Origin of the sequence: Marinobacter subterrani (assembly GCF_001045555.1) — a bacterium.
Lineage (GTDB): Bacteria > Pseudomonadota > Gammaproteobacteria > Pseudomonadales > Oleiphilaceae > Marinobacter > Marinobacter subterrani.
The window spans coordinates 1,268,024-1,284,533 of sequence record NZ_LFBU01000001.1 but is presented as its reverse complement, the minus strand read 5'-3'; the positions used below and the strand labels follow the sequence as shown (position 1 = coordinate 1,284,533).

Genomic DNA, 16,510 nt, shown 5'->3' with positions numbered 1-16,510 from the left:
CCTCCGGGGCGCTTTTTGCTGGCCCTGGCTTACTTCCGCACTGGGGCGCAGTGGACGCCTGAGTTGCTCAAGCAGGGCAGTATTTCAAGAGGAAGCTGTGATGGTCTTGAGCGTCAACACCAATGTTGCATCAATAAACGCACAACGTCAGTTGCAACAATCATCCGCTCTGTCTGCGGTCGCGCTGGAACGGCTATCTTCAGGCCTGCGAATTAACTCTGCCCGTGATGACGCCGCCGGCCTGGCTATCTCGACCCGTTTTGAATCTCAGATATCAGGCCTGAACGTCGCCCGGCGAAACGCTAATGACGGTATTTCATTGGCGCAGACCGCTGAAGGTGCACTTCAGGAGGTCGTCAGCAACCTCCAGCGAATCCGGGAGCTGTCTATTCAGTCTGCCAATGCGACGAACAGTCCGGCCGACCGGGTAGCTCTGAATGATGAGGTGCGGCAACGACTCAATGAGATCGACCGGATTGCGACCCAGACGGCGTTTAACGGTTTGAATGTATTGGACGGCTCGCTCGGCGAGCTGAGTTTCCAAGTGGGTGCGAACGCTGGCGAGGCGATCGGAATCACCTCGCTCACGGGCAGTCGCCTGCAGGATCTGGGTGCAAAGGCTGAGGTCAGCGCTACGCTTTTTGATGGCGCTCTCGCTGGAGGGAACCCTGCCACACTTGCTCTGGGAACGTTTAGCAATGGATTTTTTGGTAATGGTAACGACATCTACCAACTGACGTTTGATGACGGAAACGGCAACTCGCTCATGGTTCAGGCCAACGACACCCCGTTCGGCAGCGTGACAGTTGCCCAAATGGTCGCGGGCTTTACCGGCGCGGGGTTTGGGAATGATGGAAGCGGTGTGCAGAGTGGGTACAGCCTCGATCTTGGCGCTTCGGCAGATCTGACGGAGGCCATTACTAATGGAACTTTGTCGATTTTGCGGGAGGATGGCACGAACTTCTCAACGACGGAATTCGACAGCGGTACAGCGTTTTTTCCAGGCTTTTCAAACACCGCTGATACGACTGATGGCGTTCCTTCCATTTCCGACGGCCTGGCCGAGGGCGATTTCGCCATACAGGTTGGCGATGCCGAGGCCGTTGACATTGTGGGAGACTTTGCAACAACGGCCGACTTTGTGTCGGCTATCAACGCCCAGGTGCCCGGAGCGCTTGCGGTGTTGGACCCAGAGAGCAGCACGGTGAGCGTGACCTCGAGTGAGGCCATTGTTCTGACCGGTAACCTGACGGATCTTGTGGCAGCGTTCGATGCGGCGGAAGCCAGCCCGGCGGGGTCGCTTGAAGGTGTTGATATAACAACTGTTGCAGGAACGCAGGATTCGGTGATTCGTGTAGACAATGCGCTGACCGAGATTAACAGGCTACGAAGTGAGTTGGGCGCGCTTCAGAATCGTTTCGAATCCACAATCGCCAACCTGGCGACCTCCGTCGAGAATCTGAGCGCCTCCAACAGCCGAATCCTGGATGCGGATTTCGCGGCAGAAACCGCCAGGCTTTCCAAGGCTCAGGTTTTGCAGCAGGCCGGTATATCGGTGCTGGGGCAGGCCAACGCGCGGCCGCAGCAGGTTTTGTCTCTGCTACAGTAAACTCAGAACGCCCGGTTTTCAGGTTTCTGCTGTTTTTAATGGGTGGTAAGTTGAGCGATGAATACCTCTAGCTCTGTTGAGATTGGCAGAAAAATTGCAGATGGATGAACTGCTGACGTTGTTTATTATTAAAGTGTAAGGGTTTGCCGCTTTTGTACTAATGGAAACGACGGTATTTCAGCACCGCCACACCTGAGAGGGTTCGGCGGTGTTTTGCGTTTTGTGCATAGATGAAAATGGGGTCAGAAGAAGGCTTTCTTCTGACCCCGGCTTGGCCTTCGGAATTTCAGGCAGGTTACAGGTTGTTACAAATAGGCGAAAGAAAATGGCAAAGTTTTGCCGCCTTTTGCCGATAAAGTAGTCAGTAGAGAAATTTGCCCCTATGAGGAGGCACCGTTATGGCCGGAATTTCATCATTAGGGATTGGCTCGGGAGTTCTGAGCTCCGATCTCGTGGACCAATTGGTGGCCGCAGAGCGCAAGCCTGCTGAGGACCGGCTCACGCTCGAAACGCAAAAAAGTGAAGCGTTGTTGTCCGCCTACGGAAAGTTACGCAGTGCGGTAACCGAGCTACGCCTTCCCATGCGCCAACTGAGCGCGGCCGACAACTTGACCGCCTATTCCGCGACATCCTCCAACGAAAGCGTCGAAGTGAGCCTGGATAACAGCAAAGCCGGGCGGGGCAGTTACACGGTGGAGGTACTCACCCTGGCCCAGGCACAGTCGCTTGCATCGGGTACCTTTGCCGACAAGGATGCCACCACGGTTGGCACCGGCAGTATTACTCTGAAGTCCGGGGACTCCAGTAAGACGATTACCATCGACGGCACCAATAACACGCTTCAGGGCCTGGCCAACGAAATCAATGAATCCGGTATGGGTGTGACCGCGGGTGTAATCGATACCGGCAATGGCTACCGGCTGGTGATGTCCTCCGAGGAAACCGGCACTGCCAATGCCGTCTCCCTGACGGTCAATGACGATGACGGCAACAACACCGACGCGGTGGGCCTGTCGCAGTTCGCCTTTAATGGCACCACCAGCAATCTGACCGAAACCGTTGCCGCCAAGGACTCCCAGGTCCGGATTAACGGTATCGAGATCTCCCGTTCTTCCAACAATATCGAAAACGTGATTGACGGGCTGAGCTTTGAGGTGAAGGAAGAGGGCGTGACGTCGGTTATCAAGGTTGAGCGGGACCTTGGCGCGGTGGCCGATCGTGTCCAGTCGTTTGTCGACAAGTTCAATGCGCTTCAGGGCACGATCGACAGCCTGGCGGGTTATGATGCGGAAGCGGGTCGGGGCGGGATTCTCAATGGTGATTCCACCGTACGCGGTATCCAGAACCAGTTACGCAATCTGCTGACCCGGGTGGTTCCGGGGCTTGAGAATGCCAGTGTCAGAACCCTGGCGGATGTCGGTATATCAACCAATCCGGACACCGGCGGCCTTGAGCTTGACAGGGCGAAATTTGAGGAGAAGCTGGCCCAGAATCCTGACGATGTGACCGCTTTGTTCGCGGAACAGGGGCGGGCTTCCGATAGCCAGATCGAATTCGTGCGCAGCGGCACCGGTACAGTTCCCGGCAGTTACGACATCAATATCACCCGTGCTGCGACCCAGGGTTCCCTTTCGGGTGTCGCACCGGTTGGCTCGAACGTTTCCATTACCACCGCCAATGATGAAATTACCTTTGAGGTTAACGGCGGTACGTCTGTTTCCATCACGCTGGATGCGGGGACCTATGCAACGCCCCAGGACCTGGTTGATCAGATTCAGGCCAAGTTCAATGATAGCGGCGCGCTGAAGGCCGCCGGTACGTCAGTGGCGGTAGATCTGGACAGCACCGGCGCCTTACGGTTTACCTCCGAGAAATTCGGTGACAGCTCAAATGTAAGCATTACCAGCGTTGAGGATGGTTCGGTCTATGGTCTGGCTGTATCGACTGGAACCGCCGGGCAGGACGTAGCGGGTACCATTGATGGGAAACTGGCCGAAGGTGATGGCCAGGTTCTGTTTCTGGGCTCAGACCGGGGTGATGCGTCCGGACTTCAGGTCAGGGTGACGGGTACGGACACCGGCAGCCGCGGCACGATCACTTTTATTGAAGGGGTGGCTGAACGGACGGTTAACCTGGTGACCGGCATCCTGAGTGCGGACGGTGCCATCGCCTCTCGCACGGAGAGCCTGAACCGATCCCTGGAGGATATTCAGCAGGACCGGCTGGATCTTGAAGAGCGGCTGACCTCTTACCGTGAACGCCTGGTTTCCCAGTTCAGCGCCGCGGATTCGCTGATCGCGCAATTGAACAGCACCCGGGATTACATCACGCAGCAGTTGGCCGCACTGGCCCCCCAGAACAACCAGAAGAACTGATGACAGAGAGTCGGTTTTTTGAGACAAGCGAGGTCTAATATGAACGGCTTACAGGCATACCAGCGGGTAAACACCCAAACCAGCATCACCGATGCCGATCCCCACAAGCTTATCCAGCTGCTGTACAGCGGCGCCCTGGAACGCATCAACATGGCCAAGGCCCGGATGCAGGCGAAGGATTTTGAGGGCAAGGGCAAGCTGATCACCAAGGCCATCGAGATTATTGGTGGGCTGCGTGGCTTCCTGGATTTTGACCAGGGGGGCGAACTGGCGGTTCGGCTGGAAGCGCTGTATGACTACATGGAGCGGTCGCTGTTCGAGGCGAACGCCAAAAATGACCCGGCCAAGCTGGACGAGGTGGCTAACCTGCTGCGTTCCATCAAGGAAGGCTGGGATGGTATTCGTGAGGAAGCGATGGGTCAGCAGCAGGCGGTCTGAGTGAAGACGGGGTCAGATGAAAGCTTTCATCTGACCCCATGTTCAATCTGACTCCATGTTCCTCCCAATAGCCATTCCCCCCGCTCTCCCGTACAATATGCGCCTTATTTATTGAGTGTACTCGGGGCTTTCTTAAAGAGGGGCCAGACGAACGCGTTCGTCTGGCCCCATGTTCATCCCCGGTTCATATCCATTCGGTTCAGTCTGGAGCAAGGGCATGTCTGATATCAAAAAGGTGGTGCTGGCCTATTCCGGTGGCCTGGATACTTCCGTGATCGTTCGGTGGTTGCAGGATACCTATAACTGTGAGGTGGTGACTTTCACCGCCGACATCGGCCAGGGCGAGGAAGTGGAGCCGGCGCGGGCGAAAGCCGAGGCGTTGGGCGTTAAGGAAATCTACATCGAGGACCTGCGCGAGGAATTTGTGCGCGATTACGTGTTCCCGATGTTCCGCGCGAACACCATCTACGAGGGTGAGTACCTGCTGGGTACGTCCATTGCCCGTCCCCTGATTGCCAAGCGTCTGATCGATATCGCCAATGAAACCGGCGCCGATGCCATTTCCCACGGTGCCACCGGCAAGGGTAACGACCAGGTGCGTTTCGAACTGGGTGCCTACGCGCTGAAGCCGGGTGTGAAGGTGATTGCGCCCTGGCGTGAGTGGGATCTGAATTCCCGCGAGAAGCTGCTGGCCTACTGCGATGAGCGGAACATTCCGGTGGAGAAGAAGAAGGGTAAGAGCCCTTACTCCATGGACGCCAACCTGCTGCACATCTCTTACGAAGGCATCAACCTGGAAGATCCCTGGGCGGAAGCCGAGGAAGATATGTGGCGCTGGAGTGTGTCTCCGGAAGCTGCGCCGGATGAGCCGACCTACGTTGAGCTGACCTACAAGAAGGGCGACATTGTTGCCATCGATGGTCAGGAGATGAAAGCGCATGAAGTGCTGGAAACCCTCAACAAGGTAGCCGGCGCGAATGGTATTGGTCGCCTGGATATCGTCGAGAACCGCTACGTAGGCATGAAGTCCCGCGGCTGTTACGAAACACCGGGCGGCACCATCATGCTGCGTGCCCACCGTGCCATTGAGTCCATCACTCTGGACCGCGAAGTGGCACACCTGAAAGACAGCATCATGCCCCGCTACGCCGAGGTGATCTACAACGGTTACTGGTGGTCCCCGGAGCGTGAGGCTCTGCAGGCGCTGATCGACCAGACCCAGCACTATGTTAACGGTACCGTTCGCCTTAAGCTCTACAAGGGTAATGTGGACGTTGTGGGCCGCAAGTCTGAGGATTCCCTGTTCGACGAGAAGATTGCCACCTTTGAGGAAGATCAGGGTGCGTACAATCAGAAAGATGCGGAAGGCTTTATCAAGCTGAATGCCTTGCGCCTGCGGATTGCTGCAGGGAAAGGCCGCAAGCTTTAAGGCGTGAACCTGGGGTCAGATGAAAAAGGGGTCAGATGAACTTTTCATCTGACCCCTTTTTCATCTGACCCCGTTTAATCCGCATTTCGACGTTTTTGGTTATACTGGCCGACAAAATACCAACAACGATCTCAGCTATCATGCCTCCTCTAGGAACCGCCTCTGTCTCCGCCTTTCGCCAATATGTCCGCTACGCGGATGCCAAAGGCATTGATACCACCCCTCTTTTCAGCAAAGCAGGCCTCGAGCCAATCATTCTCGATACTGACGACGGTCGCCTGAATGGCGAGCAGTTCCAAACGTTTATCAGGCTGCTTGCCGAAGCAACGGGCAATCCTGTCCTGGGCCTGGAAACCGGTGATTACGTGCAACCGGGCTCCTACAGCGTGCTGGGCTACATCACCATGAGTTGTGCCACCCTGGCCGAGGCGGTTACCCGAATCGCTCCCTATGAAAAGCTGGTTGGGGATATGGGCACCACGGGCTTGCGGATGAAAGGTGATGCAGTCGCCCTGGTGTGGACCTGCAACTTTACCGATCCGGTGGTATGGCCTCAGGTCGTGGACAATGTGTTTGCTTCCTGGATCAACTATGCCCGCTGGCTGGCGGATGATCATGAGGCTTCGCCACTACGGGTAAAGCTTCGGCGCTCCTCCCCGGGAGGCATTCATGAAAAAGCCTACTTTGAGCGCTGGCAGTGCCCGGTGGAATTCGGGGCCGACGAGAACAGCGTAGTTCTGCACCAGAGTCTTATGTCCACACGACTGCGCCAGCCAGATCCGTTGTTGCGGAAGACCCTCGAGGCTCACGCGTTATCTCAACTGGCCTTGTTGGATTCGGATACGGATCTTACTAGCCGGGTGAAGCAGAGCATCCAGAAACAACTTGCAGACGGCGTTACCCGGCAGGACATGATTGCCGAGGATCTGGGGATGACCAGCCGAACCCTGCAGCGGAAACTGGGGCAGGAGGGGATGTCTTATCAGAAACTGTTGGATGACGTTCGCCAGCAGATGGCGGAGGACTACCTTCGAAACACGGAAATGAGTATTCCGGATATCGCCTTCCGGCTGGGATACAGCGAGACGACGTCTTTCCACCGGAAGTTCAAAGCGGCGACAGGGCAGACGCCGGGGGACTTGAGGAGAAAATAAAAAGGCCAGCTAAAAAGCTGGCCTAAAAAACAAGGAAAGAACGAAAGTGCCTGAAAAATTCGTTAATCCGGTGGATTCGTTTCCCCATATGGCGGCGGAGGTACTACACGGCTCCTCCGCCATGGGGGATACTGCTTGAATCCACAATTGCAGAATAAGTCTTGCGCGCCTTCCTGTCTGTTTGTGAAGTGTGTCGCAGTGTTACCGCATGTGAAGGCGGGGTCAGATGAAAACGGGGTCAGATGAACTATTCATCTGACCCCGTTTTCATCTGACCCCAGGTTATTTCGAAGGAAGGGTAGGTCGGATTAGGCGAAGCCGTAATCCGACAAACTGATTATGCCGTTGCACTAACTTCCGGAGCCGTCTCGGTAAACCGCCGGGTATCGTAGGCATCCACCAGCCCCTGCACGGCAGCCCGCTCTACCTCCTGAATCGAGGGTGTGCCTTTCTGGGCATCGGCCTTGCACAGCACCATGCCGGCTTCCACGGATATATAACCGGCGGTGGTTTTCAGGGCCTTGTGGTTGATGCCGTCGAACACGCGCCGGAAGGCGGTGGTGGTGCAATGGTCGCTGGTCGGGAAGTAGGCGATGATGGCGAACTGGTTGTCGCCCACGCGGCACAGGGCATCGATGGGGCGGATCAGGGTGCTCAGGCGGCGGGCGATGCCGATGGCCAGTTCGCTCATTACCGTGGGCGGGTGTTTGCGTTTCAGTTCCTGCCAGTTGCGGATGCCGCAGAGCACATAGGCTGAAGAGCCACCCCGGGATTCGGCATGGCGCAGCATCTTGTTCAGCCGCTCTCTGCCGTATTTGGTATTGCAGAGGCCAGTTTCCAGATCAATGATGTTGGTGGACTCCAGTTCCCGGTTGTTCTCGATCAGCAGCGAATTGGCCCGGAGCAGGGTATTCTGCCGGTCGGCCATGCGGTCCGCCGCGAAGATGCGGGGGATCAGCTGCTTGGTCATATCGGATTTGTAGATAAAGTCGTCCACGCCCCGGTCGAAAGCTTCTGAAAGTGCCTCCACGCTTTCACGGGCGGTTAGCAGGATCACGTAGGTGTAGTGGTTGTTCTGCTCGTCCTGCTGGCGCACCTGGTCGGCCAGTTCCAGCCCATCCATTTCGGGCATCAGCCAGTCGGCGATCAGCACGCTTACCGGGCGCTGCTCGATCAGCTGCAGGGCTTCAGGGGCATTATTGACGATGCGTACGTCGCGATATCCGGCATTTCGCAGGGTGCGTCCAACCACCATACTGCTGAATTTCGCGTCGTCTACTACGAGGATGGGAAGGTCCAGATTTGGCATTGTTATCTACTTTTACCAGTCCGTTGTCAGGTGCGGTGTAGGCTGCAGGTTGGTATGATTCCCTGCAAATCAAACGGGCGCGGAATGTGAACCCGGGGTTGAACCCGGGGTCAGATGAACGCTTTCATCTGACCCCACTTTCAGCTTTTCCTCAGTATACCCGCTCAGCGTAACGGAGAATAACGACCATGCCGTCTTTTGACATTGTTTCAGAAATCGATATGCACGAAGTCACCAATGCGGTGGACCAGGCCAAGCGGGAACTGGGCAACCGTTGGGACTTCAAGAACGTTCAGGCAGACGTTGAACTGGACGACAAGGGCATCACCATCAGCGCCGAGCAGGAGTTCCAGTTGGAGCAACTGCTGGACATGCTGCGGATGGCCTTTGCCAAGCGCAATATTGATTCCCGGGCGCTGGCCGAGGATGGCGACAGCAAGTCCGGCAAGCTTGTAAAGCAGCATCTGTTGCTGAAGCAGGGCATCGAAACGGATATGGCGAAGAAGATCGTTAAGATGATCAAGGATCAGAAAATGAAGGTCCAGGCCAGTATCCAGGGCGACAAGGTCCGGGTAACCGGCAAGAAGCGCGATGACCTCCAGGAAGCCATTGCCCTGCTGCGCGAAGCCGAGCTGGATATTCCGCTGCAGTTCAACAATTTCCGAGACTGATCCGGAGGTTTTACCATCGTAACCGGCACCCGCCTTTCCCTGATTCGGGATACGCTGTACACCTACACTCGCTGGCAGGTAATTGCCCTGCTGTTTCTGGGCTTTTCGGCGGGTCTGCCGTTTCTGCTGGTGTTTTCCACCCTGAACGCCCGGCTGGCGGATGTCGGGGTGGAAACGGCCACTATCGGATTCTTCAGCTGGCTCGGGATTACCTACTCCATCAAGGTGTTCTGGGCTCCGGTGGTCGATCGCCTGAAATTGCCGTTGCTGGACAGGTTACTGGGCAAGCGGCGGAGCTGGATTATCTTCGCGCAGGCCGGCATCGCCACGGGGCTTTACCTGATGGCCCATGTGGATGCCACGGTGGCACCGGAGATGATGGCTTTGTGCGGGTTGCTGGTGGCCTTTTCCTCTGCCACCCAGGATGTCGCTATTGATGCCTACCGCATCGAGATTGCCGGCGAACGGCTGCAGGCGGCTCTGGCGGCGACCTATATTTTCGGTTACCGGCTGGCTCTGTTGGTGGCCGGTGCCGGCGCCCTGTATCTGGCGGAATTCTGGTCCTGGCAGGTGTCTTACGAGGTGATGGCGGCCCTGGTGGGGGTCGGTGCCCTGACGGTTCTGATTGTGCGCGAACCCCGGGTAAACCATTTTGCGGCGGCCCAGGACATTGCCCACAAGATCGAGCAGGAGGCCGGCAAGCGCACCCATCTCCATCCCCGGCTGGCGAGGCTGGTCGGCTGGTTCTATGCGGCCGTGGCCGGGCCCTTCCTGGATTTCTTCCGCCGTTATAAAGAACTGGCCATCGCCATTCTGCTGATGGTGGCGGTGTACCGGATTGCGGACATCGCCATGGGGGTGATGGCGAACCCGTTCTACCTGGATTTCATGGGGTTCAGCAAGACCGAAGTGGCGGACGTAACCAAGATCTTTGGCTTCTTTATGACCATCGCCGGTTCGTTGCTTGGGGGCGTGATGGTGGTCCGTTACGGCGTGCGGCGCATTCTGCTGCTCGGTGCCATCCTGACCGCAGCCACCAACCTGCTGTTTGTTCTGCTGGCCCAGTATCCGCCCAATCTCGTGACGCTGGCGGCGGTGGTCAGTGCCGATAACCTGAGCGGCGGCATCGCCAATGTGGCATTGATCGCCTGGCTCTCGAGCATGACCAGCGCTTCGTTTACCGCCACCCAGTACGCTCTGTTCAGCTCCCTGATGACCCTGCCAGGCAAATTCCTCGGCGGCTTCTCCGGCATCGTGGTCGCAGGATTCGGCTATGCCGAGTTCTTCCTGGTCTCGGCTGTAATGGGCGTGCCCGCGGTACTGCTGGCGATGTTTTTGATCCGCCAGGGCAGGCGCCTGGATGCCCTGGCGCCAAGAAATGAAGCACAGCCTGATACCCAGGAACGTAGGTCGGATTAGCGCAGCGTAATCCGACAGAAAACGTTGGATTACGCCTACGGCTAATCCAACCTACATTTGCGAGGAGTGAAACGACAGCGCAGTAACGTAGGTCGGATTAGCGCAGCGTAATCCGACAAATCCAGACGCTGTAGGTCGGATTAGCAAAGCGTAATCCGACAAAGAACGAGACGCCGAAAAAATGTCCGAACCAACCAAGGATCAAAAAATCTGGCAAGTCGTCGCCGCCATTCCGCCCGGTTGCGTCGTCAGCTACGGCCAAGTGGCCGCCATGGCCGGCCTGGGCCGACAAGCCCGATACATAGGCCGAGCCCTGGGCAAGCTCCCCGCCGGCCACGATATCCCCTGGTTCCGAGTCATCCGCAGTAACGGCCAGATCGCCTTCCCGCAAGGCTCCGATGCCTACGAAACCCAGGTTGGCAGATTGAAGAGCGAGGGCGTCGAGGTCACCAACGGCCGCGTCCAAATGCGCCAATTCCAATGGCAACCATAGGTCAGATTGAAAGTAGGTCGGATTCGGCAAAGCCGTAATCCGACAACCCAGAGCTCCAAAGTCGCAGGTCAGAATAGCAACCTAGGTCAAATTTGGCCCGACGGGCCTTGATCCGACAAAACCAGCCCATACAAGGACGTATGATGAACTACCGCAGAAACCGCGTACAAGGCGGCACCTACTTCTTCACCGTCGTAACTGCCAATCGCGCCCCTGTTTTCAGTTCCGCCACTGCCGTTGCCTGCCTGCGGTCGTCATTCAGCTCGGTCAAGCGATGTTTCCCTTTTTCAATAGAGGCCATGGTGGTACTCCCCGACCATCTCCACAGCATATGGACATTGCCCGAAGACGATCATGATTTCTCCAGACGTTGGCGATTGATAAAAACCGGGTTCACCAAGAGAGTTAAAGGTGTTCCCGGGCTTCCAACCTGCGTAAATGGTTCGCTCTGGCAGAAGCGGTTCTGGGAGCATACGATCCGGGATGGTCGTGATTTTGAGCGACATGTGGATTACATCCATTTCAACCCTGTGAAGCATGGGTATGTGGCGAGGGCATCGGATTGGCCGTATTCCAGTTTTCATCGGTTTGTTCGAGAGGGGATTTTGCCAGTGGATTGGGCGGCTGATGAGGATTTGTTGGTTGGGGTTGGGCGGGAGTAGGTGGGTGGATCAGGTTTGGAGGTGGGGAGGATGGTTCTTGTCGGATTACGGCTTCGCCTAATCCGACCTACGGAATCCGACCTACGGAATCCGAGCTATGGGGGGTGCGGCCGTGGCGCCGCAATTGTAGGTCGGATTAGGCCCAGCGGGCCGTAATCCGACACTTGTCGATCATCCTTCCCAAAAGATCAGAGCCGCAAAGCCCCATCCACCTCAATCATCCGCCCGGACACATAATCGTTCTCGAAGATAAACGCCGCCGCCGAGGCGATTTCTTCCGGTTTGCCCATGCGCTTCAGCGGAATGCCGGCGGTCATTTTTTCCAGGGCTTCCGGCTTCATGGAGGCGGTCATTTCGGTTTCGATAAAGCCCGGGGCGATGCCGGCGCAGCGGATGCCGTAGCGGGCGAGTTCCTTGGCCCAGACCGGCACCAGGGCAGAGACGCCGGCCTTGGCGGCGGAGTAGTTGCTCTGGCCCATGTTGCCGGCGCGGGAGATGGAGGCGATGTTGATGATCGCGCCCTGGTCGCCGTTTTTGATCATCTGGGTGGCGGCTTCGCGGCCGCAGAGGAACACGCCGGTGAGGTTGACGTCGATAACGGCCTGCCACTGGGACAGTTCCATGCGGCGCTCGACTTCGCCATCTTTCACTTTCACCATCAGGCCGTCCCGCAGGATGCCGGCGTTGTTAACCAGGCCGTTCAGGTGCCCGAAGTCGTTTACGATGGCTTCGAAGGTTTCCTCAACGTCTGCTTCTTTCGCGACGTTGCAGACGTAGCTTCTGGCCTCGGCGCCCGCGGCCACGCAGGCGGTGACGGCTTCATCCAGCTTCTCCGGCATCAGGTCGATCAGTGCCAGCTTTGCGCCTTTGGCAGCAAGGTATTCGGCCATGGCACGGCCCAGACCCTGGCCGCCACCGGTAATTGCAATCACGGAATCTTGAAGTTTCATGTTTTGCCCTAACTACTGTTATCAGGTGGTTTACGGTTGCTGTGCGTCTTTTTGACCTTTGCCATCCGGCTTGGGTGCTGGCACCAGTGACACCTGGCCTCCGTGGAACCGCTGCAAGTACGTCCATGTACGCTTGTTTTCGGCCATCCATGGCCTCCAACATTCCACGGAGGCCCGGTGTCACTGGTGCGACGAGCCATGTGCGTGGCTTCTTGTTAGAACTGAAGGGCTGCGAGTATACCAGACCTTCCGAAATTCCTGTTCAGACCCTGAGGTCCCGATGTCCGTGTTTCTGTTCTTATTCATCATCCTGCCAATTGCCGAGATGGCGGTACTGATCAAGGTGGGCGGCATGATTGGCGTGTTCAATACCGTCGGGCTGGTGCTGCTGACCGCCGTAATCGGTGCCTGGCTTTTGCGCCAGCAGGGTCTGGCGACGTTATTAAGGGCCAATCAGCGGTTGAACAGTGGCGAGTTGCCGGCCAAAGAGGTTGCCGAAGGGCTGATTCTGGCGGTGGGCGGGGCGCTATTGCTGACTCCCGGGTTCATCACCGATACCGTCGGCTTCCTGTGCCTGATTCCGGGTACCCGGCACTGGCTGGCGGCCCAGGCACTGAAGCGGATGGTGGTGGCTGGCCAGAGCCGGAGCTTTTCGTTTCGAGCCGGCGGCGGCAATCCGTTTGGTCAGGAACCGTTTGGGGGCCGCGAGAACCCCTTTGGCGGCTCGCGACCGTTCGAGCGTGACAGTAACGGCGACATCATTGAAGGCGAGTATCAGGATGAAACGGAATCCGATCGCGATCGCATCGAAAAAAAGTGAAAAAATTTTCCTCCGGGGTGTTGAAAACCCCTACCTGCTACCCCAAATAGGAACCACAAGTTCGCTGCGGGCTGATTTCCTCTGAAAACAGTTGGTTATCAAGCCGGGCAATTTGTCGGATTACGCTTCGCTAATCCGACCTACATCAACAATGTCATTGCCACATTAATCTGACTATTGGAGAAACCGAGCAATGAAAATTCGTCCGCTACACGATCGTGTTGTCGTGCGCCGTAAGGAAGAAGAAGAGAAAACCGCAGGTGGCATTGTGCTGCCGGGTAATGCCAAGGAAAAGCCGTCCCAGGGTGAAGTGATTGCCGTGGGCAATGGCCGTATCCTCGAGAACGGCGAAACCCGCGCGCTGGCGGTCAAGGTGGGTGACACCGTGGTCTTTGGTCAGTACGCCGGAAACACCGTCAAAATCGACGGTGAGGAACTGCTCATCATGAGCGAGAGCGATATTTACGGCGTGCTTGAGTGATCGCTGAGGCAACTCGCGCGAACGCTCATTAATCCGATGAGTTCAACATTTTCGGTTTAACGAACAGGAATAGAAGACATGGCAGCAAAAGAAGTCAAATTCGGTGATAGCGCCCGCAAGCGCATGGTCGCGGGTGTCAACATTCTTGCGGACGCAGTCAAGGTAACCCTCGGCCCGAAAGGCCGTAACGTGGTTCTGGAGAAATCCTTCGGTGCGCCGACCATCACCAAAGACGGTGTGTCTGTCGCCAAGGAAATCGAGCTGAAAGACAAGTTCGAGAACATGGGCGCCCAGATGGTCAAGGAAGTCGCTTCCCAGACCAACGATACTGCCGGTGACGGCACCACGACCGCTACGGTTCTGGCCCAGTCCATTGTTAACGAGGGCGTGAAGGCAGTGACTGCCGGCATGAACCCGATGGATCTGAAGCGTGGCATCGACAAGGCCACTACCGAAGCCGTGAAGGCGATCCGCGAGATGGCCAAGCCGTGCGATGACAGCAAGATGATCGCCCAGGTCGGCACCATCTCTGCCAACGGCGACGAGACCATCGGCAGGATCATCGCCGACGCGATGGAAAAGGTTGGCAAGGAAGGCGTAATCACGGTTGAAGAAGGTCGTGGCCTGGAAGACGAGTTGGACGTGGTTGAAGGTATGCAATTCGACCGTGGCTTCCTGAGCCCGTACTTCATCAACAACCAGGACAACATGTCTGCCGAGCTGGAAGACCCGTACATTCTGCTGGTCGACAAGAAGATCTCCAACATCCGCGAATTGCTGCCGGTGCTGGAATCCGTGGCCAAGGCGGGCAAGCCGCTGCAGATCATCGCCGAAGATATCGAAGGCGAAGCGCTGGCTACCCTGGTGGTGAACAACATGCGCGGTATCGTGAAGGTCAACGCTGTCAAGGCGCCTGGCTTTGGTGACCGCCGCAAGGAAATGCTGCAGGACATCGCCATCCTCTCCGGTGGTACCGTGATTTCCGAGGAAGTCGGCCTGACTCTGGAGAACACCACGCTGGACGATCTGGGTACCGCCAAGCGCGTTAACGTGACCAAGGAAAACACCACCATCATCGGTGGCGCGGGCGCCCAGAGCGATATCGAAGCCCGGGTTGAGCAGATCCGCAAGCAGATCGAAGACAGCAGCTCCGATTACGACAAGGAGAAGCTGCAGGAACGCGTTGCCAAGCTGGCCGGCGGTGTTGCCGTGATCAAGGTTGGTGCCGGTTCTGAAGTGGAAATGAAAGAGAAGAAGGCCCGGGTTGAGGATGCACTGCACTCCACTCGCGCTGCGGTTGAAGAGGGCATCGTGCCGGGTGGCGGTGTCACCCTGATCCGCGCCATTGCTGCCCTGGACAAGGTGGACGCCATCAACGAAGAGCAGAAAGCCGGTGTCAACATCTTGCGCCGTGCCATGGAAGCTCCTCTGCGTCAGATCGTTTACAACGCAGGCGGTGAGTCTTCTGTGGTGGTTGCCAAGGTTCGCGAAGGCGATGGCTCCTTCGGCTACAACGCTGCGACCGAAGCCTATGGCGACATGCTCGAAATGGGTATTCTGGATCCTGCCAAGGTCACCCGTTCCGCGCTGCAGGCGGCTGCTTCCGTGGCTTCCCTGATCATCACCACCGAGGCGATGGTTGCGGACGAGCCGGAAGACGAGAAAGCCGGCGGCGGTATGCCGGACATGGGTGGTATGGGCGGAATGGGAGGCATGGGCGGCATGATGTAATGCCGGCCTGATCCCGGCCACCTTCCGGTCTTCGGAAAGTGGCCCGATCTATCCTGAAAAACCCTGCGCTGGTTCACACCGGCGCGGGGTTTTTTGTTTTTTTGTCATGAACTTGCCCCATGCCTTTGCTAGACTCGGCTTCCGGCCTGCTTTCTGTGTGTAGCTGAATGAGTGACGCTGAACAAAAGTCTTTTTTGCGCCCCGGCAAGGTGTTTCTGCTGCTGTTTCTGGGTGCCCTGGTTTATCTGGCGTCACTGGTGTTTCTGGTGCCCGCCGGCTGGGTCTGGCAGCAGGCGTCCGGCTATGTGCCATTACCGGCAGAAGTACAGGTGCAGCAAGTCGCTGGCACACTCTGGGATGGTGAGGCCGGCGTTGTTGTGGCGGGTTTTCCGCTCCGTGTGGACTGGCGCCTGCAGGCGCCTTCGGTAACCAGCCTGGAACTGCCGCTGAATATTGTGGTGGAATCGTCACAATCCTCCCTTGAAGGCGATGTTACGCTTGGCTGGCCAGCCAGTGCCCGGCTGGATGCAAGTGGCCGGGTAACGGTTGCCGAGTTTGAAGAACTCATCCGTCAGAGCGGTGGGGCAATGATCGAGGGTGATGTGACGATCGATCGCCTGGAAATGGCCTGGGCCGATAACCGGCTTACCCGGGCTGATGGCCTCGGGCGCTGGGAAGGCGGCCTGGTCACCTGGCCCATGGGAGATCAGCGGGGCCAGGCCGAGTTCCCGCCGATGCAGGCGACGCTCGATACGGTGGATGCCGGCCAGGGCGGCGTTTCCCTCACCATCGCCAGGCAGGGCGGCGACGGCCCGGCGGCGGATGCAACGATACTCTGGAACGGAATGATGGAGTTGCGGGTCTACAAGCGCATGGTGGACCTGGCTGGTCAGTCCTGGCCGGACTCTGCAAGCCCGGGTGATGTGGTATTCCGGGTGCGTCAGCCACTCATTCCGGGGGCCGGATAAT

The 16,510-nt window shown here is 57.4% G+C and carries 15 protein-coding genes; 13 read left to right on the top strand and 2 right to left on the bottom strand.

Annotated features, from left to right (window positions below; genetic code table 11):
* The first annotated feature begins 100 nt into the window (after positions 1–100).
* The 5 genes from msub_RS05915 (at position 101) to msub_RS05895 (ending at position 7,005) form a co-directional block, all read left to right on the top strand.
* A complete protein-coding gene (locus msub_RS05915) occupies positions 101–1,609 on the top strand; it encodes a flagellin N-terminal helical domain-containing protein (protein ID WP_048495159.1) in 1,509 nt (502 codons plus the stop codon).
* A gap of 398 nt (positions 1,610–2,007) precedes the next feature.
* Positions 2,008–3,984 carry a flagellar filament capping protein FliD gene (gene fliD / locus msub_RS05910; protein ID WP_048495158.1) on the top strand — a complete coding sequence of 659 codons (1,977 nt, stop codon included), beginning with the start codon at positions 2,008–2,010 and terminating at the stop codon, positions 3,982–3,984.
* Positions 3,985–4,023: 39 nt separating this feature from the next.
* The gene (gene fliS / locus msub_RS05905; RefSeq protein WP_048495157.1) at positions 4,024–4,422 is read left to right on the top strand and encodes a flagellar export chaperone FliS; all 399 of its coding nucleotides are present in this window, start codon (positions 4,024–4,026) and stop codon (positions 4,420–4,422) included.
* Between the two features lie 217 nt (positions 4,423–4,639).
* Positions 4,640–5,851, top strand: coding sequence for an argininosuccinate synthase (locus msub_RS05900; protein ID WP_048495156.1), 1,212 nt, complete (start codon positions 4,640–4,642; stop codon positions 5,849–5,851).
* Between the two features lie 140 nt (positions 5,852–5,991).
* Complete coding sequence (locus msub_RS05895; protein ID WP_048495155.1) at positions 5,992–7,005, top strand: AraC family transcriptional regulator; 1,014 nt, start codon at positions 5,992–5,994, stop codon at positions 7,003–7,005.
* 337 nt (positions 7,006–7,342) lie between these two features.
* Here msub_RS05895 and msub_RS05890 read toward each other — a convergent pair whose 3' ends face one another.
* On the bottom strand, positions 7,343–8,314 hold the full coding sequence (locus msub_RS05890) for a response regulator (protein WP_048495154.1): 972 nt from the start codon (positions 8,312–8,314) through the stop codon (positions 7,343–7,345).
* A gap of 188 nt (positions 8,315–8,502) precedes the next feature.
* Here msub_RS05890 and msub_RS05885 point away from each other — a divergent pair, with 188 nt between their 5' ends.
* The 4 genes from msub_RS05885 (at position 8,503) to msub_RS20985 (ending at position 11,559) form a co-directional block, all read left to right on the top strand.
* Positions 8,503–8,985: a YajQ family cyclic di-GMP-binding protein gene (locus msub_RS05885; RefSeq protein ID WP_048495153.1), complete on the top strand. Its 483-nt coding sequence runs from the start codon at positions 8,503–8,505 to the stop codon at positions 8,983–8,985.
* A 15-nt stretch (positions 8,986–9,000) separates the two neighbouring features.
* Entirely contained in the window at positions 9,001–10,404 is a 1,404-nt protein-coding gene (locus tag msub_RS05880) for an AmpG family muropeptide MFS transporter (RefSeq protein WP_406564701.1), read from the top strand.
* Between the two features lie 181 nt (positions 10,405–10,585).
* A complete protein-coding gene (locus tag msub_RS05875; protein WP_048495151.1) occupies positions 10,586–10,897 on the top strand; it encodes an MGMT family protein in 312 nt (103 codons plus the stop codon).
* Between the two features lie 140 nt (positions 10,898–11,037).
* Entirely contained in the window at positions 11,038–11,559 is a 522-nt protein-coding gene (locus msub_RS20985; protein ID WP_082146413.1) for an REP-associated tyrosine transposase, read from the top strand.
* A gap of 188 nt (positions 11,560–11,747) precedes the next feature.
* Here the strand turns inward: msub_RS20985 and msub_RS05865 are convergent, their stop codons facing one another.
* On the bottom strand, positions 11,748–12,509 hold the full coding sequence (locus tag msub_RS05865) for an SDR family oxidoreductase (RefSeq protein ID WP_048495149.1): 762 nt from the start codon (positions 12,507–12,509) through the stop codon (positions 11,748–11,750).
* A 280-nt stretch (positions 12,510–12,789) separates the two neighbouring features.
* Here msub_RS05865 and msub_RS05860 point away from each other — a divergent pair, with 280 nt between their 5' ends.
* The 4 genes from msub_RS05860 to gspN all read left to right on the top strand — a co-directional run bounded on the left by msub_RS05860 (position 12,790) and on the right by gspN (position 16,509).
* The gene (locus tag msub_RS05860; protein WP_048495148.1) at positions 12,790–13,329 is read left to right on the top strand and encodes an FxsA family protein; all 540 of its coding nucleotides are present in this window, start codon (positions 12,790–12,792) and stop codon (positions 13,327–13,329) included.
* Between the two features lie 193 nt (positions 13,330–13,522).
* Positions 13,523–13,810: a co-chaperone GroES gene (gene groES, locus msub_RS05855; RefSeq protein WP_048495147.1), complete on the top strand. Its 288-nt coding sequence runs from the start codon at positions 13,523–13,525 to the stop codon at positions 13,808–13,810.
* Between the two features lie 78 nt (positions 13,811–13,888).
* Positions 13,889–15,541 (top strand): chaperonin GroEL, encoded by a 1,653-nt coding sequence (gene groL / locus msub_RS05850; protein ID WP_048495146.1) that lies wholly within the window; start codon positions 13,889–13,891, stop codon positions 15,539–15,541.
* 167 nt (positions 15,542–15,708) lie between these two features.
* Positions 15,709–16,509 (top strand): type II secretion system protein N, encoded by an 801-nt coding sequence (gene gspN, locus msub_RS05845; protein WP_048495145.1) that lies wholly within the window; start codon positions 15,709–15,711, stop codon positions 16,507–16,509.
* Position 16,510 lies beyond the last annotated feature (1 nt).

Coding starts and splice junctions, on each gene's coding strand:
- msub_RS05890 (WP_048495154.1), bottom strand. CDS start 8,314: ATGCCAAATCTGGACCTTCCCATCCTCGTAGTAGACGACGCGAAATTC.
- msub_RS05860 (WP_048495148.1), top strand. CDS start 12,790: ATGTCCGTGTTTCTGTTCTTATTCATCATCCTGCCAATTGCCGAGATG.
- groL (WP_048495146.1), top strand. CDS start 13,889: ATGGCAGCAAAAGAAGTCAAATTCGGTGATAGCGCCCGCAAGCGCATG.
- msub_RS05915 (WP_048495159.1), top strand. CDS start 101: ATGGTCTTGAGCGTCAACACCAATGTTGCATCAATAAACGCACAACGT.
- msub_RS05885 (WP_048495153.1), top strand. CDS start 8,503: ATGCCGTCTTTTGACATTGTTTCAGAAATCGATATGCACGAAGTCACC.
- msub_RS05875 (WP_048495151.1), top strand. CDS start 10,586: ATGTCCGAACCAACCAAGGATCAAAAAATCTGGCAAGTCGTCGCCGCC.
- msub_RS05865 (WP_048495149.1), bottom strand. CDS start 12,509: ATGAAACTTCAAGATTCCGTGATTGCAATTACCGGTGGCGGCCAGGGT.
- msub_RS20985 (WP_082146413.1), top strand. CDS start 11,038: ATGATGAACTACCGCAGAAACCGCGTACAAGGCGGCACCTACTTCTTC.
- gspN (WP_048495145.1), top strand. CDS start 15,709: ATGAGTGACGCTGAACAAAAGTCTTTTTTGCGCCCCGGCAAGGTGTTT.
- msub_RS05895 (WP_048495155.1), top strand. CDS start 5,992: ATGCCTCCTCTAGGAACCGCCTCTGTCTCCGCCTTTCGCCAATATGTC.
- fliD (WP_048495158.1), top strand. CDS start 2,008: ATGGCCGGAATTTCATCATTAGGGATTGGCTCGGGAGTTCTGAGCTCC.
- groES (WP_048495147.1), top strand. CDS start 13,523: ATGAAAATTCGTCCGCTACACGATCGTGTTGTCGTGCGCCGTAAGGAA.
- fliS (WP_048495157.1), top strand. CDS start 4,024: ATGAACGGCTTACAGGCATACCAGCGGGTAAACACCCAAACCAGCATC.
- msub_RS05900 (WP_048495156.1), top strand. CDS start 4,640: ATGTCTGATATCAAAAAGGTGGTGCTGGCCTATTCCGGTGGCCTGGAT.